We start from the raw sequence: 16,281 nt of genomic DNA, 5'->3' as shown, positions 1-16,281 counted from the left end.
GGACTTTCCGGCTCCGGCTTCCTGGCTTCCTCTTTCGGGCCCGGCACCGGCGGAACCCGGGCATCATGAGCGAATGATCATTGCTGCCGCGCAATTCCTTCCGGTACCCGGCGATATCGAGGCCAATGCGGCGCGGATGGCCGCGCTCCTCACCGAGGCCGCCGCACGGGGCGCGGGTTTGGTGGTGTTCTCCGAACTCGCGCTGACGCACTACGACCTGGACCTGATAGCCGCCGATCCATCGGGGATGACGGTCACGGAGGACGATGACCGGCTGGCACCCATACGCGAGGCGTGCCGGGCGACGGGAGTCGCGGCGGTGGTGAACGCAGCGGCGGTGAACGCGGCGGCGGTGAGTGCGGCGGCGGTGAGTGCGACGGGCCGCGCCGCCACTGACGGGGTCCGCCCGACGATCTCCTCGTTCGTCCTCGGACCGGACGGTGCGCTGATCACCCGTTACGACAAGGTCCAGCTGTTCGGGGGCGAAGGCGAGGGCGAGGGCGAGCGCGCGCTCTTCGCGCCGGGCACCGCCGACGGCCGCTTCACCCTGGGCGGGATCCGTTTCGCGCTCGCCACCTGCTACGACAACAGCTTCCCCGAGGTGCCGGCGCGGGCCGCGGCGGACGGCTGCCGGGTGTACCTCGCCAGCTCCTTCCACGACGCGGCGCAGCGGGTGGCGCAGTACGGGCAGCTGGCGCGCGAGCACGGGCTGCAGGTGCTGCTCGCCAACGGCACGGGGACCGGGCGCTCCGGCTCGGGGTGCGGCCTCAGCGGCGCCTGGCTGCCGTCCGGCGAGCGGGTGGCGGCGGCCGCCGAGTGGAGCGTGACGGTGCCGGGTGACGGTGCGGAGCTGGTGCTGAGCGATGTCCGCGACCGGATCACGCTGATGGGCGATCCGGCGGTGGCCGCGATCCCCGTCCAGGACTGCGGCGAGCCGCTGCTGGACGTGCGGACCGCGGCGCCCGGGCTGCTGGTGGCCGCGAACTGCCAGGACGCGCAGGGCGCCTTCGCCTGGCTGCGCGCGGGGGTGCTGCAGCGGCTGCTGACGGCACAGGAAGCGCTGCCGGACGGGCTGCGGCTGCAGATCGTCGAGGGCTACCGGCCGCCGGCACTGCAGCGCCGCTACTTCGAGGGGTACGCGGACGAACTGCGTGCCTCGTACCCCGACTGGGAGGCCGGGCGCATCCACCGGGCCGCCAGCCGCTATGTGTCACCGCCCGAGATCGCACCGCACAGCGCCGGCGGCGCGGTGGATCTCACCCTCGTCACCGCGGAGGGCGAAGAAGTCGACATGGGGACACCGATCGATGCCTCCCCTGAGGAGAGCAACGGTGCCTGCTACACGGGCGCCCCGGATCTGACGCCCGCCGCCCGCGCCCACCGGCGGGTGCTGAACTCCGCGCTGCACGCCGCCGGGCTGGTCAACTACCCGACCGAGTGGTGGCACTGGTCCTACGGTGACCGCTACTGGGCACTGGCGACCGGCGCGGACCACGCGCTGTACGGGCCGCGGGAGCCGGCCGAGCGGTGACGGCCGCCCGGATCACGGCCCGCCTCCCCCGCGCCTACAGCGGCAGCACCACGCGCATCATCAGGCCGCCGTTCTCGCGGGGCCGGGCCGTGATGGTGCCGTCGTGCGCGCGGACGACCGAGCGCACGATGGACAGCCCCAGGCCGACGCCCTTGTCGCTGCCCGTGCGCTCGGTGCGCAGCCGCCGGAACGGCTCGAAGAGGTTCTCCACCTCGTAGGCGGGGACCACCGGCCCGGTATTGGACACCACCAGCACCGCACAGCCCGGCTGCGGCTCCGTGGTGACCTCCACCCAGCCCTCCTCCGGCACGTTGTAGCGCACCGCGTTCTGCACCAGATTCAGCGCGATCCGCTCCAGCAGCACCCCGTTGCCCTGCACGAACACCTGCTGCCGCACCCCACGCAGCTCCACCCCCTTGGCCTGCGCCTCCCCACGGGCCTGGTCCACCGCCTGCGACGCCACCTCCGACAGATCCACCGGCTTCTTGTCCACGACCTTGTTCTCACTGCGCGCCAGCAACAACAGCCCCTCCACCAGCTGCTCACTGCGCTCATTGGTCGCCAGCAGCGTCTTGCCCAGCTGCGCCAGCTCCGGCGACGCCTCCGGATCCGCCAGCTGGACCTCCAGCAACGTACGGTTGATCGCCAACGGCGTCCGCAACTCGTGCGAGGCATTCGACACGAACCGCCGCTGCGACTCGAACGCCCGGTCCAGCCGGTCCAGCATCTCGTCAAAGGTGTCCGCAAGCTCCTTCAGCTCGTCATCGGGACCCCCCAGCTCGATCCGCCGGTGCAGATCCGAACCCGCCACCCGCTGAGCAGTCCGCGTAATCCGCCCCAACGGCGACAGCACCCGCCCCGCCATCGCATAACCGAAAGCGAACGCCACGACCGTCAGCCCCAGCAGAGCCAGCACGGAGCTGTTCAGGAAGGTGTGCAGGGCCCGTTCGCGCTGGTTGCGGAGGCAGCGGCCGATCGCCGAGTTGATCTCGTCGAGCGAGGCGACCGACGGCAGGTCGGGGCAGCTGATGTTGCCCAGCCTGACGTTGCTGCCGAACACCCTGAACTCCGGGGTGCCGTCCTTGAGGGTCTTGGCCGCCAGAAAGTAGATGATCGCGAGCAGCACGACCCCCGCCATCAGGAACATGCCGCCGTACAGCAGGGCGAGCCGTATCCGGATGGTCGGTCGCAACCACGGCGCCGGACGGTGGTGTGGCCGGGGAGGCCCGGCGGGCTGCGGAGGTGCGGCCACCGGTGCGGACGGCGGGGAGGACGGGGACCTCGGGGAGGACGGGGAAGAGATTGTCACGGTCATCAGCCCCGAGGGCCCGGTGACGCGGGCACGGTGACCGATACCGGGACGGGGGTTGGGCGCACTGCTGGTCCTTCCTCAGATCCCGTGAGGCACACGACAGTTGCCTCACAGCACCCATCCTGCCCAAAGGACCCATAAACCGGCAGTAAGCAACGGATCGCCTCCCGGTCCGGCCACCCGCGCCTGGCGGCCGGCCGTCCTCGACTGGCCCGCCTCGGCCGGCCCGCCCGAAGCCGGCTGTCCGGGGCCGGCCGTCCGGGGCCGGGTCTCAGCCCTGCGCCGCCTCGGGCGCCAGCGCCTCCAGCTCGGCCCGGGTGGGATAGGACGGCTGGGCGCCCGCCTTGGTGACGGCCGCGGCGCCGACCCGTACGGCAAAGCGCGCCGCCTCGGGCAGCGCGTCGCCACGGGCCAGCCGGGTGGCGAGGGCGCCCGTGAAGGCGTCGCCGGCACCGGTGGTGTCCACGGCCTTGACCCGTACGCCCGGGACGTCCGTGGCCCCCGAGGCATCCAGGACCAGTGCGCCGTCGCCGCCGAGGGTGACCACCACGGAGCGGGCGCCCCTCTCGCGCAGCGCCTGCGCCCAGGCGGCCGGCGTGCCGTCGGCGAGCCCGGAGAGCTGCCGTGCCTCGTGCTCGTTGACCACCAACGGGTCGGCCGCCGCGAGGAGTTCGGGGGCCAGCGCGGCCGCCTCGGGTGCCGGGGAGGGGTTGAGGACGACGCGGGTGCCGGCCTGCTCGGCGGCCGTGGCGGCGGCCCGTACGGATTCCATGGGGATCTCCAGCTGGAGGGAGACCACCGAGGCGGCGGCGATGGTGTCCTTCGCCGCCGCCACGTCCTGCGGGGTGAGGGCGGCGTTGGCGCCGGGCGAGACCACGATGCTGTTGTCGCCGTCCGGGTCGACGAGGATCATGGCGGTGCCGGTGCGGGCCGTGTCGTCCACGATCACCGGCGTGACATCGGTGCCCGCGTCGCGCTGGGCGCCCAGCAGCAGTTCACCGTAGGCATCGCCGCCGACCCGTGCCAGCAGCGCGGTGCGGCCGCCGATCCGGGCCGCGGCGGCCGCCTGGTTGGCGCCCTTGCCGCCGGCCGACTCGACCAGATCCGTGCCGGTCACGGTCTCGCCCGCGCCGGGCCGGCGCTCGACCCGTACCGTCAGATCCGCGTTGGCCGAGCCGACCACCAGGACGTCATACATGCGCCGCTCTCCCATTTCTCTCCTCCGTCATGGCCCGGCGGCCCGCCGGGCCGCACTCTCAGCCGTCGAACTTCGCGGCGTTCTTCGCCGTCACCAGCACCACCGGCACTCTGACCGACTGCGGCAGCTTCTCACCGCGGGAGGCCTTGAGCGCCCAGTCCACGGCCTGCTTGCCGAGGAGCTCCGGCTGCTGGGCGACGGTGGCGGTCAGCGTGCCGCGGCGGACCGCCTTGACGCCGTCCGGTGTGCCGTCGAACGCCACCACCTTCACGTCCTTGCCCGAGCGGCCGCCCAGCGCCTTGGACGCACCCAGCGCCATCTCGTCATTGGCGGCGAACACCCCGCCGATGTCGCGGTGCGCCTGCAGCATGTTGGTCATCACGTCCATGCCCTTGGTGCGGTCGAAGTCCGCGGGCTGCCGGGCGACGACCTTGATGCCGGGGTATTTCTTGATGCCTTCCTCGAAGCCCTGGCCGCGCTCGCGGGCGGCGGAGGTACCGGCCTGGCCCTCCAGGAAGGCCACCTTGCCCTTGCCGCCGAGCGATGCGGCCAGCGTCTTCGCGGCGAGCCGGCCGCCCGCGACATTGTCGGAGGCGATGGTCGAGCCGACCTTGCCGCCGTTGACGCCGCGGTCGATGGAGATGACCGGTACCTTCGCCCGGTTGGCGACGCCGACGGCCGGGACGGCGGCGTCCGAGTCCACCGGGTTGATGATGGCCGCCTTGACGTTCTGGCTGGTGAACGTCTCCATCTGGTTGATCTGCTGGGTGGGGTCGTTCTGCGCATCGGTGATGTTGAGGTGCAGCTGGCGGGCGTCCGCCTCGGCCTGGGCGCCCTTCTTGATGCCGACGAAGAACGGGTTGTTCATCGTGGACAGTGCCAGCCCCAGGTCGGTGTTGCCTCCGCGGTCGCAGCCGGCCAGCCCCAGGGCGACGGCCGCGGCCAGCCCGGCCGCCAGCGGCATCCTGAGCCGGGCGGCCCGCCGTGCGGTCCCGCGTGCCGTCCCTTGTGCCGTCCCGCGTGCCGTCCCTTGTGCCGTCCCGCGTGGTGCGGTCTGCCGGTCGCTCCTGCGGGCGTTCATCGCGCGCTCCGGCGGCGCAGCGTGTCCAGGAGCACCGCCAGCGCGATGACCAGTCCGGTGGCCACCTGCTGCCAGAACGCCGAAACGCTCAGCAGGTTGAGGCCGTTGCGCAGGACCGCGAGGATCAGCGCGCCGATGAGGGTGCCGGAGGCCTTGCCGGAGCCGCCGGAGAGGCTGGCCCCGCCGATGACGACCGCGGCGATCGCGTCCAGCTCGTAGCCGGTGGCGGCCTGCGGCTGGGCGGAGGTCAGCCGGGCGGCGAGCACGATGCCGGCGACCGCGGCGAACAGCCCGGACAGCGCATAGATGACGAGCTTGCGGCGCTTGACGTGGATGCCGGAGAGCCGGGCCGCCTCCTCGTTGCCGCCGATCGCGAACATCGCCCGGCCGGTGTACGTACGGGCCAGGACCAGCGCGGCGATCAGCCCCATGGCGATCATGACGAGGACGGGCACCGGCAGCCAGCCGCCGAGGGTGTCACCGAGCGCGCCGACCGAGCCGGGGAAGGCGATCGGCGTGCCGCCGGAGATGACCAGGGCCAGACCGCGGCCGACCGAGAGCATCGCCAGCGTGGCGATGAAGGCGGGCAGTTTGCCGTACGCGACCAGTGCGCCGGAGACCAGACCGGCCGCCGCGCCGACCGCCAGGCCGAGCAGCAGCGCCGTCCAGACGGGCAGGCCCTGGTTCGTGGCCGCCCAGGCGACGACGGTGGCGGAGAGCCCGGCGACCGAGCCGACGGACAGATCGATCCCGGCCGAGACGATCACAAAGGTGACGCCGAAGGCGAGGATCGCGGTGACCGACGCCTGGACGCCGACATTGAGGAGGTTCTGGCCGTTGAGGAAGTCCCTGGACAGCACCGCCATCACCACGACCAGGGCGATCAGCCCGCCGAGCGGGCCGTTCCTGAGCACCGCCCGGGAGAACCACGCTCCCGCGCCGTCCCGGTCCGGGGCCCGTCCCACCGCCTCGGCGGCGGCTCCCTTCTTCACCTCAGTGGACATCGGAGCCCTCCATCGCGCTCTCGTCGTTGTGCTTCGTGCTCGTACCGTGCGGGGACTGGAGCGCCAGCTCCATCACGGCGTCCTGGGTGGCCTCTTCGGCCGACAGCTCTCCGGCCAGCCGGCCCTGCGACATCACCAGCACCCGGTCGCTCATACCGAGCACCTCGGGCAGATCGCTGGAGATCATCAGCACCGCGCGGCCGGACGCCGTCAGTTCGTTGATGAGCTGGTAGATCTCGACCTTGGCCCCGACGTCGATACCGCGCGTCGGCTCGTCGAGGATCAGCAGCCTGGTGTCCGCCAGCAGCCACTTGCCGATGACGATCTTCTGCTGGTTACCGCCGGAGAGGGTGCGGGCGCTCTGCCCCAGCCCGCTCATCCGGACCTTCAACTGCCCGGCGACGGTGGCCGCTTCGCGCCGTTGCGCGCCCCGGTCCACCAGCCCGCCACGGGTGTCGCGGTCGAGGCGGGCGAGGGTGAGGTTGTCCTGGAGGGAGGCGTCCATGACCAGGCCCTGGCCCTTGCGGTCCTCCGGTACGAGACCGAGCCCGGCGCGCATGGCGGCGCGGACATCGCCGCGGGCCAGCTCCGTGCCGTCGATCTCGACCGTACCGGCGTCATAGCGGTCCACGCCGAAGATCGCCCGGACCACCTCGGTGCGGCCCGCGCCGACCAGCCCGGCGAGGCCCACGACCTCACCGGCCCGCACCTCGAAGTCGATGCCCTCGAAGACCGGCCCGGCGACGGCGCCGTGGCGGGTCAGACCGCGGACACGCAGCAGGGGCGCGCCCGGCTCCTCCGGGCGCTGCCGCGGATACTGCTCGGCGATGTCCCGGCCCACCATGAGGCGGATCAGCTCGTCCTCGTCCGTCGAGGCCGGCACCTCCTCGACGGAGCGGCCGTCGCGCAGGACGGTGACCCGGTCGCCGAGCGCGCCGATCTCGTCCAGGTGGTGGGTGATGAAGATGATGCCGACGCCGGAGTCGCGCAGCTCGCGGACGATCCCGAAGAGGGTCTCCACCTCCTCGGAGGTCAGGACCGCGGTCGGCTCGTCCATGATCAGGACGCGCGCTTCCAGGCTGAGCGCCTTGGCGATCTCGACCATCTGGAGGCGGGCGATGCCCAGTTCGGCGACCGGGGTGTTCGGGGAGACGTCGAGCCGTACGCGCCGGAGCAGCTCGGCGGCCCGGGCCCGCATCGTCTTGCGGTCGACCAGGCCGAGCGCGGTGCGCGGCTGGCGGCCCAGGAAGATGTTCTCGGCGACGGTCAGCCCGGGGACGAGGTTGAACTCCTGGTAGATGGTGGCGATGCCGTGCCGTTCGGCGTCCTGCGCCGAGCGGATGGTGACCTCGTCGCCGTCCACGAGGATGCGGCCCTCGTCGGGGCGGTGGGCGCCGGAGAGCATCTTGATGAGGGTGCTCTTGCCCGCGCCGTTCTCGCCGAGCAGGACATGCACCTCACCGGTGCGCAGGGTCAGGTCCACGCCGTCCAGCGCGCGGACGCCCGGGAACGACTTCGTCACCCCCTCCACGCGCAGCAGTTCGCGGCCGCCCGGTTCGTCGTCTTTGACGCCGGTCATGCGCTGCCCCTCTCTTCCTCGGGTGACTTGAGTGGTGACTGACTCGAGTGGCCTGTGAAGGCCGGCTCGGGTGGCCCGTCCGGCCGGGGGAGCCGGGACCGGAGTGCCGGTCCGGGCGCCGGGCGGGCCTGCTCAGGGGGTGGGCAGCTCGCCGCAGGAGCGGCGGGTGACCAGCCGGGCCGGCAGCAGCACCGAGTCGGCGGGCCGCCCCTCGATGCGCTCCAACAGGGTGTGGACGGCGGCGCGCCCCAGTCCGCGGGTGGGCTGGGCGATGGCGGTCAGCGGCGGATCGGTGTGGGTGAACCACGGCACGTCGTCATAGACCACCAGCGCCACATCATCGGGGACCCGCAGCCCGCGGGCGCGGAGTTCGTCCATCGCGCCCAGCGCCATCAGGTTGTCGGTGGCCAGCACCGCGTCCGGCGGCTCGGCGAGGTCGAGGAAGGCGCTCATCACCTGCCGGCCGCCGGTGTGCTGGAGGTCGGGGGTGGCGCCGACCCGCTCGTCGGGCAGTGCGATGCCGTGCCCGGCCAGCGCCGCCCGGAAGAGGGCGAGGCGCTCGTCGCCGGTGGGGGTGCCGGCCGGGGCGACGATGATCGCCGGCCGGCGGCGGCCGAGGGCGGCGAGGTGGGCGGCGAGTTCGGTGAGCGCGGCGCTGCCGTCGGCGCGTACGCAGGGGGCGTCGATGCCGGGGACGGTGCGGTCGAGCAGGACCAGCGGGGTGCCGGAGGCGACGACCTCGCGGAGCATCGCCGAGCCGGTGCCGGCCGAGCTGACCAGCAGGCCGTCGATCCGGCGGTCGAGCAGGGTGCGGATGTAGTCGTCCTGCTGTGCGGGGCGCTCGCCGGCGTTGCCGATGACCAGGCTGTAGCCGAGGCTGCGGGCCTCCTCCTCGACGGCGTCGGCCAGCTCGGTGAAGAAGGGGTTGGTGAGGTCGCTGATGATCAGACCGAGCGCGCCGGTCCGTGCGGTGCGCAGCGCACGGGCGACGTTGTTGGGGCGGTAGCCCAGCTCCCGTACGGCGGCGAGCACCCGCTCGCGGGTCTCCGCGACCGGGCTGTGGCCGTTGAGGACCCGGGAGACCGTGGCGACGGAGACCCCTGCCCGTTCTGCCACATCTTTGATGTTCGCCATGGCGCCGTTGCCGTTCTGTCCGTGCGAGCGCTTCCCGTGCGGGGAGCGGTTTCGCATGATCGATGTGTAATCGATTTCGTGAGGGATTCGCGGGGGCTACGAAATCGATTACACGGGGCGTGCGTCAAGACGGCGTGAATGTTGGCTGCGTCACATCACGGTGCGGGATGGTGCGGGAGGGGTGCGGGCAGACGCAGGAAGGCGCGGGAGGTGCGGGACTTGTCGAGCCCGGGCACTCCCCCGTTGGCCGTCCCGCCTCGACGACGGGCACCGGCCGTGTCCGGACCCACGGGGCCCCTCCGGCATTTACCGGGCGAACTGCCCCACACACGCGACGATCGCCACCAGCAGGCCCAGCACCCCGATGACCACCTGCCATCTGTCAGACGGCGCCCACCGGTCGCTCTCCTGCTCCGTGTCCTGATCGTCCATCGCTCCTCCTCGCTCCTCCGGACAGGCCCCGGAGACCAGGGCCCCCGCCGACCGACCGCCGACGGAGCTGTGGGGAGGAACGTGGTGAAGCCCCGCAAGAATAGCGTGAGTTGACGCCCCGTCGGCGGGAACCGGCAGACGCGCCAGGGGCCGCACCCCCGTTCACGGGATACGGCCCCTGGCCTCACTTCCGCGGCGGCGCCGGGTGTCAGACGACGGCCAGTGTGACCTCGATGTTGCCGCGGGTGGCGTGGGAGTACGGGCACACCTGGTGCGCCTTCTCCACGAGGTCGCGGGCGGTGGCCGCGTCCACGTTCGGGATCGCGGCGGAGATCTCGACCGTGAGGCCGAAGCCGCCGTCCGGGGTCTTGCCGATGCCGACCTTGGCGGTCACCCGGGAGCCGGAGACATCGGCGTTCTCCCGGCGGGCGACGACGCCGAGCGCGCCCTGGAAGCAGGCGCTGTAGCCGGCCGCGAACAGCTGCTCGGGGTTGGTGCCGGCGCCGCTGCCGCCCTGCTCCGTGGGCGGGTTGACGATCACGTCGAGCTTGCCGTCATCGCTGGCGACGCGGCCGTCACGGCCGTTCTCAGCGGTGGCGACGGCGGTGTAGACGACGTCGACGGGCTGGATGGACATACCGAATCCTCCTGTGGTTCGCCGCGACTCGCGCCCACGGATCGCGACGGCGTGCCGCCGAGCCTAACGGGCGGGACAAGGGGGCGGGGCGTGAGGCGGGCGGGATGGCGAGGCGGCGGGATGGCGAGGAGGGTGGGGTGGCGAGGAGGGTGCTCCTCGGGCTTCCCCCTCCCCTCCCCTCCCCGCCCACTCCCCCGGCTCTCCCCGGCCCTCGGGTCGTCGTCGAGTCGTCGTCAGCTGTCGAGGCTCACGATCATCTTCCCGGTGTTCTCGCCGCGCAGCAGTCCCAGGAACGCCTCGACGCCGTTCTCGATGCCGGCCACCTTGGTCTCGCTGTACTTGAGCTCGCCGGAACGGATCCAGGCGGAGACCTCCTCGACGAACTGCGGCTGCAGCGCGGCGTGGTCGCTGACCAGCAGGCCCTGCAGGCGCAGCCGCTTGCCGATCACCATCGCGAGGTTGCGCGGGGCGGGGCTCGGCTCCGTGGCGTTGTACATCGAGATCATGCCGCAGATGGCGGCGCGGCCGTGGACGTTGAGGGAGCTGATGGCCGCTTCGAGGTGGTCGCCGCCGACGTTGTCGAAGTAGACGTCGATGCCGTCCGGCGCGGCCGCCTTGAGCTGCCCCGCGACATCGCCGTTCTTGTAGTTGAAGGCGGCGTCGAAGCCGTACTCCTCGACCAGGAGCTTGACCTTGTCGTCGGAGCCGGCCGAGCCGATGACCCGGGAGGCGCCCTTGAGCTTGGCGATCTGGCCGACCTCGCTGCCCACCGCACCGGCCGCGCCGGACACGAAGACGGCGTCGCCCTTTTTGAAGGACGCGACCTCCAGCAGACCCGCATACGCGGTCAGGCCCGGCATACCCAGCACGCCGAGGTAGGCGGTGAGCGGAGCCAGCGACGGGTCCACCTTGGCGGCGCGCTTGGCGTCCAGCACCGCGTACTCACGCCAGCCGAGGCCGTGCAGGACGTGGTCGCCGACGGCGAGGGAAGCGTCGCGCGAGGCGATGACCTCGCCGACCGCGCCACCGTCCATCGGCTGGTCGAGCCGGAAGGGCGGGACGTAGGACTTCACATCGTTCATCCGGCCGCGCATGTACGGGTCGACGGAGAAGTGCTGCGTGCGGACGAGGATCTGGCCCTCGCCGAGCTCGGGCACCGCGGCCTCGCGCAGCGCGAAGTCCTCCGGAGTGGGCCAGCCGTGGGGGCGGGCGACGAGGTGCCATTCGCGGCCGGTCGTGGGCAGTGCGGACATAAGCGCGATCCTCCAAAAGCTTCAGGTACTGAAACAACCATGCTCCTCGATATTTCACGTTGTCAAGTAAATGGGTATCCTCGTGTGTATGACCCCCCGCGCAGACCCCCTGACCGTCGAGGTCGTCGACCTCATCGGCACCGTCGTCGCCCGCTACTACGAGGAGTACGAGCACGCCGCGGCCGAGCACTCCCTCACCGGCGCCCAGGCCCGGGTGCTCAGGCTGCTCTCCCTCGAGCCGCTGCCGATGCGCAAGATCGCCCAGAGCCTGAAGTGCGAGCCGTCGAACATCACCGGAATCGTGGACCGCCTGGAGTCCCGCGGCCTGGTCGAGCGCCGCCCCGACCCGTCCGACCGCCGCGTCAAGCTCGCCGCCCCGACCGACGAGGGCGCGCGCACGGCCGAGGCGCTGCGCACCTCGCTCCACTTCGCCCGCGAACCCCTCGGCCGCCTGACGGCCACCGAGCGGACGCTGCTGAAGGAGCTGCTCCAGCGGATGCTGGGCGCGGCGCCCGAGTAGGGCGGACGCGACACCAAGGGGGCAGGGAGGCGGCGCGGGAGTGGGCGGGGACACGGCGCCCGAGGGGGGCGGGACGCGACGCCCGAGGGGGGCGGGACACGACGCCGCATTGGCCCAGGATCACGGCGCAGGAATGTCCCGGGCGGCCGGTCCCGCGGCGTCCTAATCTCGGCTCCATGACGCACCCGAGCACCACCCGCCCCACCGTCGACTTCTACTTCGACCCCATCTGCCCGTTCGCCTGGATCTCCAGCCGCTGGATCCTGGAGGTCGAGCGCCACCGGGACCTGGAGCTGCGCTTCCGGGTGATGAGCCTGTCCGTGCTCAACGAGGGGCGCGAGGACCTTCCGGAGCAGTACCGCGAGCTGCTGGACGTCGGTTGGGGCCCCGTCCGGGTGTGCGTAGCGGCCGCCCAGGAGCACGGCGAGGGCGTGCTGCGCGATCTGTACACCGCACTCGGCACCCGCTTCCACAACGAGGGCCGCGAGGACACCGCCGCCGTCATCGCGGAGGCGCTGGCCGAGACCGGGCTGCCCGCCGCGCTGGCCGGCGCCGCCGGCAGCGACGCATACGACGAGGCGCTGCGCAAGAGCCACCACGAGGGCATGGACCCGGTCGGGGAGGACGTCGGGACGCCCACCATCCACCTCGACGGGGTCGCGTTCTTCGGCCCGGTCCTGATGGCCGTGCCGCGCGGCGAGGACGCGGTGCGGGTCTTCGAAGGCGCCCGCCTCCTCGCCGGATACGACAAGTTCTTCGAGCTCAAGCGGACCCGCACCGGAGAGTTCGACTTCAGCTGAGGGCCCGCGGAGACAGCACGTGGTGGTTTCCCTCCTCGCGAACTGCGGCGTCAAGGGCCGGAGTCGACAACCTGCTTCTCTGCGGGCCGTACGAGCTGTCCCGCAATCCTTGGCGGGGCAGCCCCCTGCCGACGTCAGTCGGTCCGGCGCCGGCGGAGCGGCCGCGGAGCCGCTCGGCCCCGGCGTCCAGGGGTTTCCCACGGCCCCCGCTACCCGGCCGGGTCCGTGCCGGCCATCGCCACCGCACCCCGCCGCGCTCCGACCGCGTCGGTGGCATCGGTGACATCGGTGACATCGGCGGCATCGGTGGCATCGGTGGCATCGGTGGCGTCGCCCGCCTCGGCACCCTGGGTCCGCAGCCCCCGCAGCAGCGTCAGCGCCGGCACCGCGGCAAAGACCATCACGCCCGCGGCACCCAGCACCGCAGTCTGCAGCCCGTCGGCGAACGCGGCCCGGGCCGCGGTCAGCAGCATCTCACCGGCCCGGCCCGGGAGTTCGCCGGCCACCGCGGCGGCGCCCGCCAGCGTCTCCCGTGCCGCGCCCGCCGCGTCCGCCGGAAGGCCGGGGGGCAGCGCGCCACCGATGTCAGCGCGGTAGACCGCGCTCCCGACACTGCCCAGGATCGCCATGCCCAGCGCGCCGCCCAGTTCGGTGCCGGACTCCAGCACGGCCGAGGCGGAGCCCGCCCGCCCGGGCGGCGCGAGGCCGATGGCCAGTTCGTTGCCGAGCGACATCACCATCACCAGACCCGAGGCGTAGACCGCCGAACCCACCAGGACGAACCACAGGGCCGAGCCCGGTTCCAGCCAGGACAGCCAGACGAAGCCACCGGCCGCGATGACACACCCCATGGCGATGACATAGGCCCGGTCCATCCGCTGGGCGAGCGCGGTGGCGGCCGGCGCCATCCCGCCCACCGCGAGGGTCGGCAGCAGATTCCACAGCGCCGCTTCCATGGGGCTCATGCCCCGTACGGACTGCAGGTACTGGGTGAAGAACACCGCGCAGCCGACCATCGCGAACATCGCCAGCAGGTTCATCAGCACCGAGACGCTGAACCCGCGGTGCCCGAACAGCTCCAGGTCGAGCATCGGATGGCGGGCGGTGCGCTGCCGGTACACGAAGGCCGCGGCTGCCGCCAGGCCGGCCACCAGGGCGAGGACGGGCGGCACCGCCAGGCCGTCGCGGGCGAGCTCCTTGACGCCGTAGACCAGCGGCAGCATGGCGAGCAGGGAGAGCAGCGCGCCGGGCAGATCGAAGCGCCCGGCCGCCGGGTTCTTGGACTCCGGCAGCAGCAGCGGACCGCAGGCCAGCAGCAGCACCATCGCCGGAACATTGACCAGGAACACCGAACCCCACCAGAAGTGCTCCAGCAGGACCCCGCTGAGCACCGGGCCGACCGCGATGCCACCGGTTATCGCGGCCGACCAGATCGCGACCGCCTTGCCGCGCTGCTTGGCGTCGTGGAAGAGGTTGCGGATCAGCGCAAGGGTGGACGGCATCAGGGTCGCACCGCCGATGCCGAGCAACGCCCGTGCGGCGATGAGCATTTCGGTGTTCTGCGCGTAGGCGGCGGCCCCGGAGGCGAGCCCGAAGAGGAGGGCGCCGGACAGCAGCAGCTTGCGGCGGCCGATGCGGTCGCCCAGCGCGCCCATGGTGATCAGCAGGCCGGCCAGGACGAACCCGTAGACGTCGAGGATCCACAGTTGCTGGACGCTGCTGGGCTCCAGCTCCGCGGTCAGGAACGGCACCGCGAAGTAGAGCACCGAGACGTCCATCGAGACGAGCAGACAGGGCAGCAGGAGGACGCCCAGGGCGGTCCACTCCCGGCGGCCGGCCACCGGCCTGGATGTGTACGGAGTAAACGACATGGGTGACACGGTAAGCAGGTTGCGCTTACGGTGCAAACAATAGCCCCGACAAGGGAGTTAGCGATGCATCACACTAGTGCACCAGTCCTGGTGCACTGCCCTGGTGGAGTACGCGTTGCTCCCCTCACGCCCCGCAGCGCTACCCTGAATTCCCCTGGTGCACTAGTACGGAGGTCCCCCGTGGAGCAGTCATCCCCACCGCCCTACCGCAAGATCGCCGACGCGATCCGGCGCCGTATCGCCACCGGCGAGCTGACGCCGGGCGACCGGGTGCCCTCGACCCGGCGGATCACCCAGGAGTGGGGGGTGGCGATGGCCACCGCCACCAAGGTGCTGACGACGCTGCGCCAGGAGGGACTCGTACGGGTCGTACCGGGGGTGGGCACGGTCGTGGCCGAGCCGCAGCGGACCGCCCGCAGCGGGCCCGCGCGGGAGCGGCGCCCGCGCGAGACGGACAGCGGGCTGAGCCGCGAGAGCGTCGTACGGGCCGGGATCAAGGTCGCCGATGCCGAGGGGCTGCGGGCGCTGTCGATGCGCCGGGTCGCCGCCGAGTTCGGGGTGTCCTCGATGGCGCTCTACCGTCATGTGGCCGGCAAGGACGAACTGGTGCTGCTGATGGCGGACGCCGCGTTCCACGACGTCGAGCTGCCCGAACCGGCGCCGGAGGACTGGCGCGCACGGATGGAGGCGGGCGCACGGCTGCAGTGGGAGCTCTACCGGCGCCACCCCTGGCTGGCGCAGTACCTGTCGATCACCCGGCCGCAGCCGATGCCGCGGGCGATGGCGCTCATCGAGTGGACCATGGCACGGGTCCGGGGGATGGACCCGGTGACGCTGATCCACATGGCGCTGACGCTGCTGGGCTTCGTGCTGTCCACCGCCGCCGGCTTCGAGGACGATCTGGAGGCCGAGCAGGAGACCGGCATGGACCAGGACCGGTGGATGGCCACGATGGAGCCGGCGTTCGAGGGGATCCTCGCCTCGGGCTCCTACCCCATGTACGCGGGGGCCTCGGCGATCGGCGAGGACGTGGTGAATCAGGACTCGCTCTTCGAGTTCGGGCTGGCCCGTCTGCTGGACGGCATGGCGGCGCTCGTCGACGGCCCCCGTCCCGGCGCCCCCGGATCGCCCGCCGTCCGCGACCATGGCCCTCATGAACGGCACCGCTGACACCGACCCGCCCGCCGGCTCCGGAGCCGCCTCCGGCCTGCCGGGACCGGTCGCCTTCCAGCTCGTCCTCCTGCGCCGGATGGCCGACCACCACCCCGGCCTGGTCGAGGACGCCCTGCGCACCCTGCGGGCCTCCCGGGCCGATCTGCGCGAGGCCAACCGCCGCTGGCAGGCACGGATGCACGCCCCGCGGGCGCGCGGCGGCGTCCAGCCGTATCGTGCGCTGCTCGGCACCCCCGAGACCGTCACCACCCGCCGTATCGGCGACCTGACCTGTGAGGCCCTGAACTGGACCGTTCCGCTGTGGCCCGATCTGCGCTTCGAGGTCCTCACCGGCACCCGGGGCGCCGTCTGGAACGCCTGGCTCGTCCGGGCGCCCGGCGCCACCACCCCTGACCTGCGGACGACCGACGATCTGACGCCCTGGTCGTGCACGGTCGACGAGGTCGCCCGCGCCTTCGCACCGGCCCGCCCGCGGGAGGGCAGCGCCCCCACCCGCTGGCAGCTGGCCTGTACCGCCCCCGGTCCCGACGGCACCCCCCGGGACATCGTCGCGGAATTCACCTGGGGGCTGTACCAGCGGCTGACCGGTTCGGCCCCCGCCACACCGGCGGACCGCCGCGACATCACTCCTTCGCCCTAACCGCCCCCGGTCCGTCCCCGGCCCGTCCCCCGAGCGGACCTTTCCAGCGGGCGGGCGGCCGCGCACGACCGGAGGATGGCGCACGAGCGGTCCCTGCGAACAGGCCGCACGAGCGC

General features: G+C 72.4%; 13 protein-coding genes and 1 pseudogene. 5 read left to right on the top strand and 9 right to left on the bottom strand.

The genetic code is table 11. The annotated features are described in order from the left end of the window. Positions 1-73 precede the first annotated feature (73 nt). Entirely contained in the window at positions 74-1,531 is a 1,458-nt protein-coding gene (locus tag ACF088_RS19810; protein ID WP_392377062.1) for a nitrilase-related carbon-nitrogen hydrolase, read from the top strand. A gap of 34 nt (positions 1,532-1,565) precedes the next feature. Here ACF088_RS19810 and ACF088_RS19805 read toward each other — a convergent pair whose 3' ends face one another. From ACF088_RS19805 to ACF088_RS19770, 8 genes and pseudogenes are all read right to left on the bottom strand, one after another. Continuing rightward, positions 1,566-2,846 (bottom strand): sensor histidine kinase, encoded by a 1,281-nt coding sequence (locus ACF088_RS19805; RefSeq protein WP_392377061.1) that lies wholly within the window; start codon positions 2,844-2,846, stop codon positions 1,566-1,568. Between the two features lie 268 nt (positions 2,847-3,114). Beyond that, the gene (locus tag ACF088_RS19800) at positions 3,115-4,041 is read right to left on the bottom strand and encodes a ribokinase (protein ID WP_392377172.1); all 927 of its coding nucleotides are present in this window, start codon (positions 4,039-4,041) and stop codon (positions 3,115-3,117) included. Positions 4,042-4,099: 58 nt separating this feature from the next. Continuing rightward, positions 4,100-5,988 (bottom strand): annotated as a pseudogene (locus ACF088_RS19795) (substrate-binding domain-containing protein). A gap of 127 nt (positions 5,989-6,115) precedes the next feature. Beyond that, entirely contained in the window at positions 6,116-7,705 is a 1,590-nt protein-coding gene (locus ACF088_RS19790) for a sugar ABC transporter ATP-binding protein (protein WP_392377060.1), read from the bottom strand. 132 nt (positions 7,706-7,837) lie between these two features. Continuing rightward, positions 7,838-8,839 carry a LacI family DNA-binding transcriptional regulator gene (locus tag ACF088_RS19785; protein ID WP_392377171.1) on the bottom strand — a complete coding sequence of 334 codons (1,002 nt, stop codon included), beginning with the start codon at positions 8,837-8,839 and terminating at the stop codon, positions 7,838-7,840. A gap of 306 nt (positions 8,840-9,145) precedes the next feature. Then, positions 9,146-9,271: a hypothetical protein gene (locus tag ACF088_RS19780; protein WP_018088072.1), complete on the bottom strand. Its 126-nt coding sequence runs from the start codon at positions 9,269-9,271 to the stop codon at positions 9,146-9,148. 208 nt (positions 9,272-9,479) lie between these two features. Continuing rightward, positions 9,480-9,908 carry an organic hydroperoxide resistance protein gene (locus ACF088_RS19775; protein WP_392377059.1) on the bottom strand — a complete coding sequence of 143 codons (429 nt, stop codon included), beginning with the start codon at positions 9,906-9,908 and terminating at the stop codon, positions 9,480-9,482. A 233-nt stretch (positions 9,909-10,141) separates the two neighbouring features. Continuing rightward, on the bottom strand, positions 10,142-11,161 hold the full coding sequence (locus tag ACF088_RS19770; RefSeq protein ID WP_392377058.1) for an NADP-dependent oxidoreductase: 1,020 nt from the start codon (positions 11,159-11,161) through the stop codon (positions 10,142-10,144). Positions 11,162-11,249: 88 nt separating this feature from the next. On the opposite strand from ACF088_RS19770, the gene ACF088_RS19765 reads away from it, so the two are divergent. Next, on the top strand, positions 11,250-11,681 hold the full coding sequence (locus ACF088_RS19765; RefSeq protein WP_392377057.1) for a MarR family winged helix-turn-helix transcriptional regulator: 432 nt from the start codon (positions 11,250-11,252) through the stop codon (positions 11,679-11,681). Positions 11,682-11,857: 176 nt separating this feature from the next. Then, entirely contained in the window at positions 11,858-12,481 is a 624-nt protein-coding gene (locus ACF088_RS19760; RefSeq protein WP_392377056.1) for a disulfide bond formation protein DsbA, read from the top strand. 209 nt (positions 12,482-12,690) lie between these two features. Here ACF088_RS19760 and ACF088_RS19755 read toward each other — a convergent pair whose 3' ends face one another. After that, the gene (locus ACF088_RS19755) at positions 12,691-14,352 is read right to left on the bottom strand and encodes an MFS transporter (RefSeq protein ID WP_392377055.1); all 1,662 of its coding nucleotides are present in this window, start codon (positions 14,350-14,352) and stop codon (positions 12,691-12,693) included. Positions 14,353-14,532: 180 nt separating this feature from the next. Here ACF088_RS19755 and ACF088_RS19750 point away from each other — a divergent pair, with 180 nt between their 5' ends. Next, positions 14,533-15,522, top strand: coding sequence for a TetR/AcrR family transcriptional regulator C-terminal domain-containing protein (locus ACF088_RS19750; RefSeq protein ID WP_392377054.1), 990 nt, complete (start codon positions 14,533-14,535; stop codon positions 15,520-15,522). Then, positions 15,506-16,165: a hypothetical protein gene (locus tag ACF088_RS19745; protein WP_392377053.1), complete on the top strand. Its 660-nt coding sequence runs from the start codon at positions 15,506-15,508 to the stop codon at positions 16,163-16,165. The genes ACF088_RS19750 and ACF088_RS19745 overlap by 17 nt, the downstream gene beginning before the upstream one ends. The last annotated feature ends 116 nt before the right edge of the window (positions 16,166-16,281 follow it).

This window comes from Streptomyces sp. NPDC015125 (assembly GCF_043080045.1).
Taxonomy (GTDB): domain Bacteria; phylum Actinomycetota; class Actinomycetes; order Streptomycetales; family Streptomycetaceae; genus Streptomyces.
This window is presented reverse-complemented; position numbering and strand designations above follow the sequence as displayed.